The organism is Pantoea anthophila, assembly GCF_006494375.1.
In the GTDB taxonomy this organism is placed as follows: domain Bacteria; phylum Pseudomonadota; class Gammaproteobacteria; order Enterobacterales; family Enterobacteriaceae; genus Pantoea; species Pantoea anthophila.
Map to the genome: position 1 here is coordinate 25,571 of NZ_VHIZ01000051.1, position 14,801 is coordinate 40,371.

The 14,801-nt window shown below is 50.3% G+C and carries 14 protein-coding genes and 1 pseudogene; 8 read left to right on the top strand and 7 right to left on the bottom strand.

Features of this window, described 5'->3' with window-relative positions; genetic code table 11:
- Positions 1–3 precede the first annotated feature (3 nt).
- Positions 4–1,413, bottom strand: coding sequence for an APC family permease (locus tag FJW00_RS14895; protein ID WP_140924682.1), 1,410 nt, complete (start codon positions 1,411–1,413; stop codon positions 4–6).
- Between the two features lie 296 nt (positions 1,414–1,709).
- On the opposite strand from FJW00_RS14895, the gene FJW00_RS14900 reads away from it, so the two are divergent.
- The 3 genes from FJW00_RS14900 to FJW00_RS14910 all read left to right on the top strand — a co-directional run bounded on the left by FJW00_RS14900 (position 1,710) and on the right by FJW00_RS14910 (position 4,448).
- Positions 1,710–2,711: an alpha/beta hydrolase gene (locus tag FJW00_RS14900; protein WP_140924684.1), complete on the top strand. Its 1,002-nt coding sequence runs from the start codon at positions 1,710–1,712 to the stop codon at positions 2,709–2,711.
- A 25-nt stretch (positions 2,712–2,736) separates the two neighbouring features.
- Positions 2,737–3,321: a methyltransferase domain-containing protein gene (locus FJW00_RS14905; protein WP_140924686.1), complete on the top strand. Its 585-nt coding sequence runs from the start codon at positions 2,737–2,739 to the stop codon at positions 3,319–3,321.
- A 341-nt stretch (positions 3,322–3,662) separates the two neighbouring features.
- Complete coding sequence (locus FJW00_RS14910) at positions 3,663–4,448, top strand: MBL fold metallo-hydrolase (protein WP_140924827.1); 786 nt, start codon at positions 3,663–3,665, stop codon at positions 4,446–4,448.
- Positions 4,449–4,686: 238 nt separating this feature from the next.
- Here the strand turns inward: FJW00_RS14910 and FJW00_RS14915 are convergent, their stop codons facing one another.
- Together FJW00_RS14915 and FJW00_RS14920 are read right to left on the bottom strand one after the other, a co-directional pair.
- Positions 4,687–6,075: a hypothetical protein gene (locus FJW00_RS14915; protein WP_258317044.1), complete on the bottom strand. Its 1,389-nt coding sequence runs from the start codon at positions 6,073–6,075 to the stop codon at positions 4,687–4,689.
- Between the two features lie 122 nt (positions 6,076–6,197).
- On the bottom strand, positions 6,198–7,532 hold the full coding sequence (locus tag FJW00_RS14920) for an RES family NAD+ phosphorylase (protein ID WP_140924688.1): 1,335 nt from the start codon (positions 7,530–7,532) through the stop codon (positions 6,198–6,200).
- Positions 7,533–7,902: 370 nt separating this feature from the next.
- Between FJW00_RS14920 and FJW00_RS14925 the strand changes: the two genes are divergently transcribed.
- The 5 genes from FJW00_RS14925 (at position 7,903) to FJW00_RS14945 (ending at position 11,933) form a co-directional block, all read left to right on the top strand.
- Entirely contained in the window at positions 7,903–8,772 is an 870-nt protein-coding gene (locus FJW00_RS14925; protein ID WP_140924832.1) for a tyrosine-type recombinase/integrase, read from the top strand.
- A 162-nt stretch (positions 8,773–8,934) separates the two neighbouring features.
- The gene (locus FJW00_RS14930; protein ID WP_140924690.1) at positions 8,935–9,153 is read left to right on the top strand and encodes a hypothetical protein; all 219 of its coding nucleotides are present in this window, start codon (positions 8,935–8,937) and stop codon (positions 9,151–9,153) included.
- A gap of 301 nt (positions 9,154–9,454) precedes the next feature.
- A complete protein-coding gene (locus FJW00_RS14935; RefSeq protein WP_140924692.1) occupies positions 9,455–10,348 on the top strand; it encodes a type IV toxin-antitoxin system AbiEi family antitoxin domain-containing protein in 894 nt (297 codons plus the stop codon).
- An 18-nt stretch (positions 10,349–10,366) separates the two neighbouring features.
- Positions 10,367–11,254, top strand: coding sequence for a nucleotidyl transferase AbiEii/AbiGii toxin family protein (locus tag FJW00_RS14940; RefSeq protein ID WP_140924695.1), 888 nt, complete (start codon positions 10,367–10,369; stop codon positions 11,252–11,254).
- On the top strand, positions 11,241–11,933 hold the full coding sequence (locus FJW00_RS14945; protein WP_140924697.1) for a PP2C family protein-serine/threonine phosphatase: 693 nt from the start codon (positions 11,241–11,243) through the stop codon (positions 11,931–11,933). The genes FJW00_RS14940 and FJW00_RS14945 overlap by 14 nt, the downstream gene beginning before the upstream one ends.
- Before the next feature lie 336 nt (positions 11,934–12,269).
- On the opposite strand, the pseudogene FJW00_RS22600 reads toward FJW00_RS14945, so the two are convergent.
- The 4 genes and pseudogenes from FJW00_RS22600 to FJW00_RS14960 all read right to left on the bottom strand — a co-directional run.
- A pseudogene (locus FJW00_RS22600) lies at positions 12,270–12,419 on the bottom strand (tyrosine-type recombinase/integrase); the annotation flags it as partial.
- Positions 12,420–12,956: 537 nt separating this feature from the next.
- A complete protein-coding gene (locus tag FJW00_RS14955; protein WP_140924699.1) occupies positions 12,957–13,286 on the bottom strand; it encodes a hypothetical protein in 330 nt (109 codons plus the stop codon).
- Positions 13,287–13,309: 23 nt separating this feature from the next.
- The gene (locus FJW00_RS22360; RefSeq protein ID WP_181405385.1) at positions 13,310–13,462 is read right to left on the bottom strand and encodes a hypothetical protein; all 153 of its coding nucleotides are present in this window, start codon (positions 13,460–13,462) and stop codon (positions 13,310–13,312) included.
- 206 nt (positions 13,463–13,668) lie between these two features.
- Positions 13,669–14,562: a RepB family plasmid replication initiator protein gene (locus FJW00_RS14960; protein ID WP_140924700.1), complete on the bottom strand. Its 894-nt coding sequence runs from the start codon at positions 14,560–14,562 to the stop codon at positions 13,669–13,671.
- Positions 14,563–14,801: the final 239 nt, after the last annotated feature.

A 14,801-nucleotide genomic window follows, 5' to 3' on the forward strand; every position in this document is an offset into this window, starting at 1 on the left:
GGCTCACTTGCTAAAAGCTGGCAGGCCATTACGCCGGGCATTAACGTTGCCTGCTACTGCACCGACTACACCCGCGATGATGACCAGCCAGGGGAGGTGCGTGGCAAGTCCCTTATCCGTTCCGCTGAGAAGGCTGAAATTAATAAACGCATAAACGCCTATTACAAGTAATGCAAAACCGCCCGCCGCAGGACATACCACGCCTTTAACAAACACGTTATGTCTGTTCTTAGTAAAGTACAGAGCAATGGCAAACGCACCTAATGCCTGCAATATTATGATGGCAAGCGTGCCCGTTCCGACCATCCACATATAAAGCTGATTAATGGGATCAGCATTCATAATAATGAACATTGTAATCAGAATTACCAGTAGCAGTGAGAGAGCAAGGCTCGCCATGTGGGGACTTCTGTATGTGCGATGGATGGATGAAAGGGCCGGCGGGAGAAAGCCATTTCTTGCCAGAGACATAATATACCGGCACAGTGCATTGTGAAACGAAAGCAATACCGCGAACACGCTTGTCACGACGAGCACTTTCATCACGCGTGTTGAAAATTCACCAACATATTGAGTATTTGCGTCAAAGACGAAGGTTACCAGATTAATTTCAGCGATATGACGAACATCCGTCCCCGCATAGGCGGCCCTGAGGCAGAGTGACGTAAGGACGAAGAAGAGGCCAATCATGAACACGGCGACATAGGTTGCTTTGGGGATCGTGTTATGAGGGTCTTTTGCCTCTTCCCCGTATATAGTGGTGGATTCAAACCCTACAAAACAGGCCAGAGCAAACATTAGTGCCACACCCGATCCCGGGGTGAGCAGACCGGGACTGATGAATTCTCCCGGGAAGAAGATGCCGAGACCATGCCTCATCATTACGGCCCCATCAAAAATGAGCAGGATCACAACCTCCAGGATCATCAGAACGCCCAGCACTTTTGCTGAAAACTCAATATCCCGGTATCCCAGAACGCCGATAAAAATCAGCGCACCGAAAAGACATATTTGCCATGAAACCGCAGAAATCGAAAATTCGCGAAGCATGTCAGAGAATAATACTGCAAACTGCCCGTACAGCCCGGTCAGCATACTGATATAAGCAAGTAAAGCGATCCCCGCAGCCGCAAATCCCGCGGTTTTACCCAGGCCAGTGCTCACAATGTCAGTAAACCCACCGGCCGTCACAACAAACCGGTTCATCGTCGCCAGCCCGACAGCAAACAGCAGCAGCACGAGGGCAGCCGCGAGGTACAGGGCCGGCGCGCCATTACCGCCTGTAGCGAAGACAACCGGTGTTGCGCCCACGGTCGCTCCCAGCGGAGCAGCTGCAGCCACTACAAAAAAGACAATGTCTTTAACCCCCAGCGAGGCGGCCTTCAGGCTTACTGAATATTTATCATTATGCATTTAGAGATCTGCCAGTGTTTGAAATCATGCTGTCATTACTGTGTTAAATAAATATTAATTTCAATTCAATATTAAGAACGCGCAATCTTTTATTTATATCAACTGTAATAAATACTCTGATTTACACCATTTTCAGCGCGAATGCATAAGAAATCTGTATACTGAATGTGAAAAAGAAACAGCCTCACCTTCATTAAGAAATTGTAACACACCCGGCCTTACGCGGCGGGCAGGAGCATAAACTGCATGTTTGTATCTGTTGGGGTCATGAAAGCTGTACTCACTAAGGACTGAATATGAACAGGAAATCTATCGTAATGTGTACCCTCATGATGTCCCTTCCGGTTGCGGCAGACTCACTTCACCTTGTGGATCCCGAGTATCGCTCTGCCGCGCCCTCGCTGAAAATAGATATTAACTCTACTGAAGACATCAAAAAGCTCAGCGCGGGAAATAAACCAGTCACCCAGAATAAAGGCATACAGATTACCATTAGCGGAAGAGCAGGGAATGCGATAAATCTTTTTGAGTTCGCCTCTGAAAATATCAATATAAAAACTGAAAGCCTGCCTCTGATTTATTTCATTCACGGTGGCGGTTATATTACCGGAAGCACACAGGACTTTGCCGAAACGCTAACAGAACTTGCTGATAAACACAGAGCAAAAGTCGTCGGCGTTGATTATCGCCTTGCTACTGAGGCCCCCTTTCCCGCTGATGTGAATGATGCGTATGACGGACTGGTCTACCTTTATCATCACGCAAAAGACCTTCATATTAACTCTGAGAAAATTATTGTAATGGGGGAAAGTGCCGGGGGAGGCCTTGCTGCACGCATGCTCTTGATGCTGAGAGACACAAAAGAGGTCCCCGTTTCAGGGCAGATCCTCATTTATCCTATGCTGGACAGCCGAACCGGCACGCCTGCATCTCCTTATAATAATCCTTTTGCTGGTGAGTTTGTCTGGACTGCTAAGTCAAACCAGTTCGGCTGGAGGATGCTGCTCGGCTCGCAAAATATTCCTGAAAGCCAGCGTGGTTATTTTTCTCCCGCACTGGCGCAGGATTTGAAAGGGCTTCCGCCTGCCTTTATTGTCACAGGCGCTCTCGATCTGTTCGCAGATGAAGATATCACGTATGCACAACGGTTGATTCACGCCGGGGTAAATACTGAACTTCATGTGCTCCCCGGCCTTTTTCATGCATTTGAATATATAAATCCCAATTCGCATCAGGCAGTTAAATATAAAGAGCTTCGTTACAGCGCCATCTCACGCATGCTTGATTCAGCAGGTTGATTCACTGTCATCTACGGAAAAGACTATGTGGAATGATTTATACCGACGGAATGATTATTTTTATGGTGTACAGCCTGATGACTTTATCAAGCAGTACCTCAACTATATAAAAGGGCCAGTATTGATTCTGGCTGAAAGTGATGGCCGGAATACTGTTTATCTTGCCACCCGTGGGTTTGAGGTGCTGGCCGTTAATGCGCATTCAGCTGGCCTGCACAAGGCACACAGGCTTGCCAGAGAAAGAAACGTCAGCATTGAAACGCGGCAGATTGATCCTGAATTTTTCGTGCCGGAACCCGGAAAATTTCGTACGGTGCTGTCTGCGTTTGCTCACCTTCCGAAGCGGATACGAAAAAATCTACACGGGAGAGTCATGCGAGCTCTGGAGCCAGGAGCCATTGTTATGCTGGTCGGGTACGGGAAAAATGAGGCGGGACACGGTACATGCGGGCCGGATGCTGAAGACATGCTCTATGATCGTACTGATATTGAGGAAGAGTTTTCCGGCTGTGAAACCATCCTGTCCTGTGAACATGAAGCAGGTGTTATTGCAGGTGCTGCACATACGGAAGAGGCTGGCATAGTTCAGTATATAGGCCGGAAAACGTAACCGCTGAGCATCACTTAAAGATAGTCCTCAAAAGGTGATCCGCCTGTCCTCCTCCCCAGACGCTCTGCCTGGAGGACGCCCATGGTGAAAGAATAAAAGACGTAAAGATCATCTATATTCTGAAAAGCCTCAACGTATATTCCGGCTATGTTTATTCAGTTCAGGATTCCTGATTATCCAGACCAGAGGTAAAGAACATGACAAGCAGAAGACAGTTTTTAATGCTCGGCGCCACTCTGGGAGCCGCCGCGGCTTCGCTCAATCTTCCCTATGCCCAGGCAAAGCCAGTTTCTGCTCGACCGACAGAAGGATCCGGGCGCAATGCCGGCAGTGCTGGTAAAATAAAAATCACCCAGGTCCGCAATGCCACCCTGATTGTTGAATACGCCGGTGTCAGATTTCTGATTGACCCTTACCTGGCAGAAAAAGAAGCCTATCCGGGTTTTGAAGGAACGTTCAACAGTCAGCTGCGTAACCCGAGGGTTTCCCTTAACACACCGCTTAAAACCATTCTAGATGTGGATGCCGTTATCGTCACCCACACGCATAACGGCAATCCCCACGGCGATCACTGGGATACCGCGGCCGCAAAACTGGTGCCGAAAAATCTGCCGCTTTATGCCCAGAATGAGGCCGATGCAGCACGCATTCGCGAACAGGGATTCAGAAACGTTCAGGTGCTTACGCGTGACACTCAGTTCAGGGGAGTCGCTCTCAGCTGGACGCCGGGCCGGCATGGCACTGAGGAAGCAGAAAAACTGGGCGCCCACGCGCTCGGAGACGTCTGCGGCATTGTCTTCAGAAAGCAGGGAGAAAAAACGCTTTATCTTACCGGGGATACACGCTGGAACAGCTATGTTATTCACTCGCTAAAAACTTACAGGCCTGACGTTATCGTGATGAATGCAGGCTTTGCAATTGTCCCGGGGATCGGCGGGATCATCATGGGCTGCGAGGACGTAAGCGAAGTTGCTCATGCCGCTCCCGGCGCCACACTTATCGCCAGCCATCTGGAAGCGGTCAATCATGCTACCGTTACGCGTAAAGAACTCCGGCAGTATGCGGACATCATTGGTTTTTCAGAACGACTTCTCATTCCGGATGACGGCGAAAGTTTAGAAGTCTGAAAGGTGTATGATAAAATGGCAGGTCTGACTACAGCTCCGCCGTTTATGTCGCGCGGTAGATGCGCTCACCCGATTTCAGCTGCCTCCGGGCGTTCCGGGGACACTGGGCGCACACCGTCATCAGTGCAGCGAAAGATCCCGTCCTCCATCTGAAACCGGCTTTGACAGGCGTAAGCGTGACCAGATATTTAATGCTTTTATCCACTAACTGAGAAATGCGGAAATTTTCCAGCACCCTCTATTTCACACAGCGTTGCATCTCCGTTTTGAGTAAAAAATAGGAGGGGTGTTTTTTAATTTCGGAAGACTCGCCTTTCTGGTTAAACAGCGCCTTCAGCAGCTCAAAGGCGCCAGTGGACAGTGAGGCCGCACTGGGTGCGGCCAGAAAACCTATCAGAGACGGCGCTATATTTATAAACACCTCTTTTTTACTTTTTCGCTTATATTCATGTATTTTACCTTCGATATCAGTAAGTCCTTCATCACGTATACGCTCAATAAAACGCCGGTTGATGAGCTGTCTTGCATAGTCATTATCCTCCGCCTCCATTGCATAGGCGGCGTCGCGAAGAACCGTTCTGAAGGAACCAAAGCTGTCGGCATATTCGGTCCGGATGCGGAACAGCTCTGCCGGAGACAGCCCTTCAAGAAAGGGAACATCTATGCTGAGAGCGGTACGCTGAACCTCGTTCTGAAGATCGATATGCCGCAGGACCTCCCCCTGAAAAGGACAATCTGCCCCCAGCGAAGCGCGCATCTCCGTGGCCTGATCCAGCGTGGTTAACAGATCAAGATAGTGTTTCATGATGGTGCTGTTTCTGGCCCCCTGCACCCAGCTCAGATAACTCTGGCGGTTCTGGTGGGGGACAGAGGTCAGGCGTAATCTGACCAGTCCATCTTCGCGGACGATAGTTTTTATGATGTCCAGATAACGATAGCCGTTGACGTAGCTGCTGGTACAGTTGCGGATTTCCATCATGATCTCAGTGGCCAGTTCACCGTCGTCAAGTACCCTTATTTTATTTCCCGCAGCCATTCCTGATATATTTCTGACGGTAAGTCCGGAGCGATAAAGCGCGGCGACGCCTTCAGGCAGAAACTGATCTGTATATTTTTCAGCGCTATTATCCTGGGACAGAAATTTTCGACTCTCTGCGTTTTTATATTCCGCACTTTTTCTGATAAAACAAATGAACTCGCCGCGAATAAGCTCGAAGTTTTTCTTGATAAACCTGACGAATATGGCCAGTTGTTGTTTTATTTCAGCCAGCCTGTCTTTTTTCACAATGGTTAATTTTGTCCTGCTATCATTAAGGGGACTCTGACTCAGCTCCTGATAGAAAGAATAAATTCTGTCGTCGAGAATAACCCGGTCCATGGAAAAAAGTCCGCTTTTATAGTTTTCCATGTTGTTATTACCGGCCATATAAACGTTGAGCCTTGAAGGAAAAACCGCCTCGTGCGCGCAGGCACACAGCGCATCAATTTTCTGCTGATACCGCGTCAGTTCACCGAAAAATTCATCCTCATTAACGGTGGCGTAAGCGTCGTTAAGCAGGCTGTCCACCCAGAACAGCGTATCGGTCAGAGCAGGAAGGTTGTTATACATTTTTTTCGCATCGCGCATGTCATCAGGTCAGGTGATTTTTTCACCTCTGGTTGCGTGTTTCAATATTCTCTTTGGTCTGCAGCAGCAACTCTGCAAGCACCGGGTATTCATCCCAGAGTGCCTGGTTAGCTGAAAGATGTTCAGTTTCGCGTGAAGGGCGGTTTTTCATTCCTCAGTTCAACGCCTTCAGCATCGGTTTTGAACCGGACGGCCCGGATTGTGTGTATTTCCAGTGAGGCTACGTCAAGTTCCAGCGTTGATTTAACTGTCCGTGAACTGTGGCGGGCTGGCGTCGTAGTTTCATCGCTGCCTACCCCTTGCAGATAGATTGACGGGCTGATGCCCCATAAATCATCTTCAATGTTTTCATACAGGCTAACACCGTACTTCATGGCATTATTTTGGGAATTCCTAACCCGGGAGGACTTACTGAAAAGCACTATATTGTAGTCTTTTTCCTCTTTCACCTCCGGGTTCTCGCTCTGTGTAGAGTGAAACATAATACCGTCCAGGTTCAGGTTCTCTGACAGACTAAGGTATTCTGACACCGCCTGAGTGATCAGGTATTCACTCTCTTTACTTTTACCGAAAACGGGAATGGTCAGTTTTCGCGACAGGGTTTTCAGAAACGAGATGATCTCAGTTTGCTCCCTGAAATCGGGGTCAAATAAGCTGCCATTGCTGCTTATCAGGTGCTCCAGTCCAGACAGATCGAGCAGGTTCAGAGTGCGCAGCGGCCTGAAAGGCGCAACCACTACCAGACTGCCCACAGCGGGCCGCACTTCTGCTATGGCCGTTTCCGCGCTTGCTGCCCCGTAGAAAACCGGTACGCCGTAGGCATTCATTCTGCCCGAAGTCGCCAGCTCTGATGGAGGGGGACCAAAATTGCGTTCAGGGTGTGATAATGCAGCTTCAATATCGCCATAATCCTCAAAAACCCGGGCGCGGTACATAATGCAGCCTCCATCAATTTGACGGATAGTCGCGCCTGTTTCTAGCCGCATCTTTTCGATACCAGCAAACATTTTATCCAGAAACTCACGAAGCTCATTATTAAAGAAACGTGTCTTTGTTCTTAAGGATTTCTTGAGCTTATTCCATGTATAGTCATATTCGCCGACCTCGAAGACCGTTCTCTCATACAGATAGTCATCTCCATATATCGTGTAGTCATAATCATTATGCTCCTCACAAAGGATTTCCATAATGTCGTTATAAACCTCTTCTTCTACGCCAAGTTCTGTTGCAATAATATCCTCTGCCGGACTTCCACCCCGGAAATAATCGTCAATATGCGATGAATAATAATTTTCAAACACCTCATGCATCCTGTCGGCGATTTCCTCAAGGCTGACTGTAATGCCGTCCCCGTTACAGTAGCTGCAGCTATGGTTATCATTACCGGTCGTTTTAATCATATTGCTGATATAAGAGTCTTCAACGCAGTCGGAACAGATGCACTTTTCGTCGTCCATAATTTTTATCGTCTGTGAGTTGGCGGAGTTGTCACAGCTACAGTTTACCGCCTGGCACCGCTGCCGCACCTGCTTTTCTTATATTTCACCAATACCAGGTATCCAGCGTAGAGTGCCTGGTACGATCCCGCCGGCGCCTTTTTTTCGCATTTCCATTATCTGCCAGACACTTACCTGTTTTACGCTTCCGAGAGGCGCCTGGAACCGCGCCTTTTTATTTCCGGCCGCCCAGGTTATTCTCCCCATACGGGAGAAAAGCCGAAAAACAGATCCAGACCGGATCCTTTCCGGATCGATTTATTCCGGTCGAAAACGCTTTACAGATAAGGGAAAATGCGTTCCACGTTTGCAGACAGCGGAGAATGAAAATTTGAGTACTTTACCCCGGGAAGTCGTGCAGATTTCACGTAGCGACGCCACCGGTCACATTTCAGCCGATCCGGCCGCGGCGCGCTACTTTGACTACGGAAGCGCCGTGGCCCTGCGTAACCTGGCCGCCGCCTATGGCACCGACATGCCCCGCTACCTGCTCGCCCCCGAGGTGGCCGTGCTGCTGTCCAAGGTGGCCGACCTGAAGAAGCGCCTGTTCATCGATACCCTGTGGAACACCGGCGGCCGGCTGAATGAAATTCTGCCGCTGACGAAAGAAGACTTTGCGCTGGACGATCCGCTTTCCGGCGCTCCGCTCGCTTCCCCGTTCGTGGTGCTTCGCACCCTCAAGCAGCGCCGGCTGGAAGAGGCGGCGCGCAGCCGCAGCCGCCGGCGCGGGCGCCCGACAAAGGAAGAGCAGCAGGCGGAGCGGGAAACGGAGGCGGAAATTCGCGACAACCCCCCGCGGGCGGTACCGCTCACCGATCCGGGGTTCGTCCAGAGGCTGAGGGAGTGGTTTGCGACCGCGCAGCCAGCCGCGGGCAGCCGGCTGTGGGACATAAAGAGCGAGGACACGGCGCGCAGCTGGATAAGCCAGGCGGTTGCGGCGGCGGCGCGTGACGGTGTGACGTTTTCCATCCGGCCGGTGACGCCCAAGACGTTCCGGGACTCGTTTGCGATGCACCTGGTGCAGCACCAGGTGCCGCAGAAGGTTATTCAGACCCTGATGGGCCACAAGGACGCGAAGTCCACCGAGTGGTATACCCGGGTGTTTGCGCTGGACGTCACCCGCCAGCTCGGGGTGCGGTTCTCCATGGATCCGCAGGAAGCCAGCCGGCTGCTCCTGCCCGGCGCCTCAGCAGAAAGGTAGAGTTGTGAAATCAGCGGCTCAGGAAAATTGTGCTTCGCAGCCGTGCCCTAAGAAAAAGTAAAAAAAAACTTTACCTGTGGAAAAGATACTTTCTGCAAAATATGTATTCGGCATGGGGCTGCAAAGGGCAGCTCTGGCCTCAAACCTTTAAGGAAATACATAATGTCCCGATCTGAACTTAAACAGGCTATTTTGTCGCGCTGCCGCGAGGTGCTGGCCACGCGCGAGCGGAACAAAGTCTGTTCCATCTGCTGGTTTCCGGAAGAGTGGCCCTGTGAGGACGTCTGGCTCGCGCTGCAGGAGATGCGGCAGGCTGGCATTATTTCCTGTACCCGCGGGAGCAGTACGATGGAAGATGGCTTTCTGCTGAACATTCGCTAAAGATTAATCGTCCGGTATCAGCGATGCTGTTGCCCGGGCGCGTTAGTACGGTAACAGCATGCAAAAGGATGTGTGCGATCGTACATACAAGCTGCTGATCAGAAGAAAAAAATTCTCCCATTAACTATAGCAGACAAAATGTCCTTAGGACATTTTGTCTGCTATAGCTACATGTTGTCAAGTATAAAATAAAATTGCATATAATTCAGCATCTCACGTTCTTCACACAGGGCAGTTAAACTTGACATATGACGTCACACAGCGTATAAGTCCTAAGGACTTATACGCTGTGCGGTGTGACATGAATAAAACAATTTCTCTTCGTGAAGCCGTACGGCTTACGATCCTTAATCAGCACCCCAAACCGGTTATCGCACTTCACGAATTTAACGAATATATATTTGGGTTATACCGCGATAAACGCTTTGACGGGGCGCCGGTGGGAAAAATACAGAATGCGGAACCTGAAGGCCGTATCCTGACAGAAACGTTCAGTGACATGCTTCATCAGGGCATCCTGTCACCCGCGATCGACGGCTACGTCTGGCAGATAAGCAACCGGGACGCGTCTACCGCGCAGCAGCAGGTCTGTGATATTACGCCCTGGTGCCACCTTTCCTGCCTGTCGGCAATGGAATGGCACGGGCTGACTGACCGGATCCCTCATGTGCTTCATGTGACGCAGCCACCGCTTGCTGCCTCAAGGAAATTGCATCAGGAGTATCTCCGGTCACGGTTTCCCGACCTGAAAAACGCAGCGCCCATGCTCCCGCGGAAAATTGAGCTCGCCGGTAAAATTGACGGCAAGGAGCTTATCCTGCATACCACCTCGAAATACCGTCCGCGGCCTGAGCTTCACGGTTCTGGCGGCGTCAGGGTAACCAGCCTCGGCGAAACCTTTCTTGATATGCTCCGTGAGCCGGCCCTCTGCGGCGGCTATTCTCACGTTGAAGACGTGTTCCGGGAAAGAGCCGCTGAGTATCTGCCGGTTATCGTGAAAGCCGTCGACAGGGACGGAACGGGTATCGATAAGGCGCGCGCCGGCTACATGCTAGAAGAAGTCTGCGGGCTCTCACACCGCACGATTGAAAAATGGAAGGAAACCGTACAGCGGGGCGGCAGCCGGAAGCTGATTTCTGCTAACCCTTACAAAAATGTGTTCTCCGAAGTATGGTGTATATCCATTAATAACTGAGCAGGGAGCCATGAATCTGTGGAATACGCTATTGAAGAATGGATCGCTGAGGCGCCAGCTGACCGGGTAGTCTTTCGTCAGGCCGTTCATATTGTTCTGCAGGCCATTGCAGAAAGCGAGTACCTGAAGCCGCGGATGATTATGAAGGGCGGGATCCTGCTGGGTTTGCGCTATCGCAGTACACGCTTCACCGAAGACATTGATTTTTCCACCAGCATGCGTCTGGCCGATATAGACAAAGAAACATTCAGGCAAGAGCTGAACGAGGCGCTGCAGGTAACGTCGGCAGAGCTTCCCTATCAGGTCACCTGTGCGGTGCAGGGCCTCAGCATCCAGCCCCGTGACGATGAGAATGCCACCTTTCCTTCCTTTAATCTCAAAATCGGCTATGCCAGAAACGGTAACGCCGGCGAAATGCGCCGCCTGCGCGCCGGTCAGTCTCCTCATACCGTGAAGATAGACTACAGCCTGAACGAGCAAAGCCTGGCAGTGGATCACGTCACGCTCGCCGATGATAACGACATCCAGGCTTACAGCTTCACCGATCTTGTCGCTGAGAAAATCCGCTCGGTAATGCAGCAGGTTGTCCGGGATCGCTCACGGCGGCAGGATATTTACGATCTTAATCTGCTCCTGGCAGGGACCGAGCTGGACGATCGGGATCGCTTTCTCATCCTGACCAGCCTGCTGAGAAAGTCCGCAGGCCGGCTGGAGCCAGGGTTTGTGCATCCCGGGACGCTTGAGCGCGAAGACATCCGGGCGCGCTCCTTTCAGGAATATGACCTGCTGAAAAGCGAAGTGGCCGGCGACCTGCCAGAGTTCAGTGAGGCGTACGATGCAATAGTCGCCTTTTATCGCGCCCTGCCCTGGGATACGGTAACGGAGTGGCAGCATGCTGATCCCTGAACATCACGTTAGCTGGCAGGGCGACCGCGCAGAGCAGCTTGACCGTTTTCAGGTAGTGGAAACCGGCAAATGCACGCTGCTGATGATGGCGGATGGCTTTTCAGACTGTGATGCCAGCCCACACTACGTTGACTGGCTGGTTGGGGAGCTGGAGAAGCTAAATGTATCCGGCCAGGGTGCCGGCGCGGTCTGCCTTGAAATCGGCGCGCTCCTGCGCGCGAAGAGTGATTTTCCGGGCAAGGCCAGCGTCGCGTTTGTGGTTTCAGACGATTGGGAATACCGCTACGCCACACTCGGTGACACGCGTATTTACTGGCCCAGTGGCAGGGAAAGAACGCGCGATGATTCTCTGGCAGAACGCTGCGTCATGCAAGGATTATGTCCGCCTGACAGTCTGCGACACCATCCTTTGCGCAATACGCTTACAGCGTATGCAGGCGGCATAAAGAAAATGCCCGTATCAGTCACCTGGCATACCAGACCACATCAGCAGGCAGAGCGCCTGCTTGTCTGCACCGATGGTTTCTGGAGCCGGGTCTGCGATGACGATATTTATGCCATCTCTTCCGGTAGCGCGTTCCTGGCCCTGATTAAGAAGATGCAGGTAACGGAGGAAAGCGGTAAAGCAGATAACCTTACGGCTGCCCTGCTATGTTATGCAGAACGCAGTGGCAGTTAACCTTCTCCTGGATAAAACCGCGCGCGCGTTAACCACTGCAGAGAGAAGTCTCCCGAACAACAAAGTCACGGACGCCGTGATCCGTTCACACTCTCAAAATAAAGCCCGAGCTGGTCAGGTCGCCTGAGCGGTCACACTGCAGTCTGTCTGAACCAGACGCGAAAGCCTGCATTGACTCACTACAGTGGATATCTGACGGCGAAGAGAGACCAATTATGAGCTGGACAGCCAAATACAGATAGCTAATTCGAGTATAACGTTCTGTTCCCTGACGCGTGCCCTCAGTGTTGCAGAAAATGCTGAACAGAAAACTGATGACGCCGGCAGGGCATGCGTGTTAACCCCGGGAGCCAGTAAGCTGAATTGTATAGCCCCGTTCGCAATAGCCATGCGCCGCAGAGCCACCGCGGTCGCAAAATCCACACCCGAGGCGAAGGCGATCGCGGTGACGCATTCTGGTGAATTCTGCAGAGGTTTTCTCTCCACTTTGCATTTTGAACGCTCCCTTTCGGCAGGTCTCTGCTTCTCAGACACTTTCTGTCTTTACCTGTCACAGCCCAATTTTTCTGTTTCCTGCCCTCCAGTCTGCATGACTCCATGGAAACCTTTTTTGCGAAGTCAGAATCTGTGTATCGTTTAGTCACTCACAGGCCCTACCCTGCACTAGCGTTATGCATTTGTATATTCAAATGTATATACATAATCATTTAACATCTGCTGGCTGTGACTATCACCAGAGCAGAGATATAGCGCTCCTGAAAAGCCAGAGGTACATTGGCAGGGGCTGAACATGAATGGCCAGGAAATCAGCCGCAAGATGATCAAATATGAGCTCATGCTTTTGCTTAAAAACAGGTTAATCGAACAGAGGAAGCTGAACCGGCGCTCATTTTTGCTATCGAACAGCTGATGAAACCGCCAGCTTAATATGGTAAGAGGACATCTGAGAACGAAAAGCCGGAAGAGGCAGAGAACGTCATATCAAACGTTATGATCTGACGGCAGTTTGTTTATCTCTTTTCCCTACCCTACACGGAAATCAAATGCGTGCGTACAGCGCTTTGCAGACAGAACGCGATAGAGCTCATAGATAAGTTCCCGGTTAGGCCCTTCACCAGCCTCTGCCTTCTCCAGCGCCAGCGGTGAGGCGCTGATGAATACGACATGATGCGGGCAATCAAGCTGCAGCACAGCATCAATCATGCCCTGAATCTGGCTGCGCTTATAAGTTGTGTTCTCGTAGTTAAAGATAAACGGCGTTTTCCGGGAACCCTGTTCGATCAGGATGCGCGCGAAACCAATTCGTGTATGCGGGTCACCGCTGCCTGTTACGTAGATATGAGCTATTTCCATTCCGATTAAACACTCCATACAAGTTATGTTGATTCATACCCTGAGCTGGCGAGGATCATAAACATCGTCACTAAGCGGTCAGTTTCATAAAGGCGGTCACTTTCATAAGGGATGCCACTTTCATCCTGTACGGCGGTTACTTTCATAAGCCAGATCTTAAGGGCGGTCACTTTCATAATTTTTCGCTCTCCAAAACACTATTTGGGCGTTTTTCATGGAACACACCGTGTCCCGTAGAGCCTGTCTTATGAAAGCACCCTACCTTACCGGCACTGATTTATGAAAGTACCCTACTCTGCGAACAAGCCTTATGAAAGCACCCTACCCTATGCAGCAGTCGTTATGAAAGTGACCGCCCTAAACATTATTATAAAAGTAACCGCTATTTTTTGGCTGCTCGTCCAATTGCCTGAAGCTTTGGCGAACGACTGTTAATGACAAACATGATTTCCCTGCCTTTTTTGTACTCGGTAAAGTCGAGATAGCCGATTCTTACCAGGTCGGCCAGTGCACGTCGAATAATGGCGTTCTGGTCTTTGATCTGCGATTCAAGCGCGAGACGTTCACGAAAACGCTTCATCGAGATATATAAGGGACCGGCCGGCATACTTTCCAGATACACATACAGGGACTGTGCAGCTTCTTTACGGGACAGCTCTGAAAGAGCTTTCAGACCGAGCAAAACTTTATGATCGTAGCGGTAAAGCTCCCACAAACTGCTATCGCCAACGATTTCAACCTGGTCTGTTTCATGATTAAGCACTGCTCGCTGGACCAAGTGAGTCACCAACGATTTTTTGCTATTTTTCCCACGAAAAGATAGAGTTACACTTGAAAGATTAAAAAGCGAATCGTGCAATCGTGCGCGCGCCCTTCCATTAATATCAGTAGGCTTCAGGCCACACATCCGTGCAAACTCAGAGAACGGCAGTGTGATTTTTTCGCTGCTGTAGCCGTACTTTGAAAAGGCAGAAATCACTCCGATCCATGTTTTAAAATCAGTGGACATGCTTAGCTTTGCCCCCTGAATTTTAATGTCGGTGTAACCTTCCTGTCTTGCCACTTCCAGACTTGATAGTTCTTCAGAAGCATCGATCAGGAAATCGCGTTTACCCTTTTCTTTGGGGGCGACAGGAGTGAAGACGCTTAGGCGAAGTAACGCGACAGGCTGAACCGATTTGTTGCTGTTTGGCGTCAGTTCATAACTTGTGTTTGTCTCTTTTTTAATGATGCAAAAAGGACTGTCTATCTCGCTGTTTTCCTGTTCTTTTTCCATTTATCCACACCAAACGAGCAAATATTATCCAGATTTATGAAAGTAACCGCCTTAGGGTTATGAAAGTAACCGCCTATTTTATGAAAGTAAACGCTTTTGTTATGAAAGTAACCGCTATACTTATGAAAGTGACCGCCTAAAGTGCTCTTTTCTGTTTACCTATCATCAGGTTACGGAGGCGGTGATCTTTATTGATCTTTACTTGATCTCTATATGATCTAAAAGAATTGATCTATCTA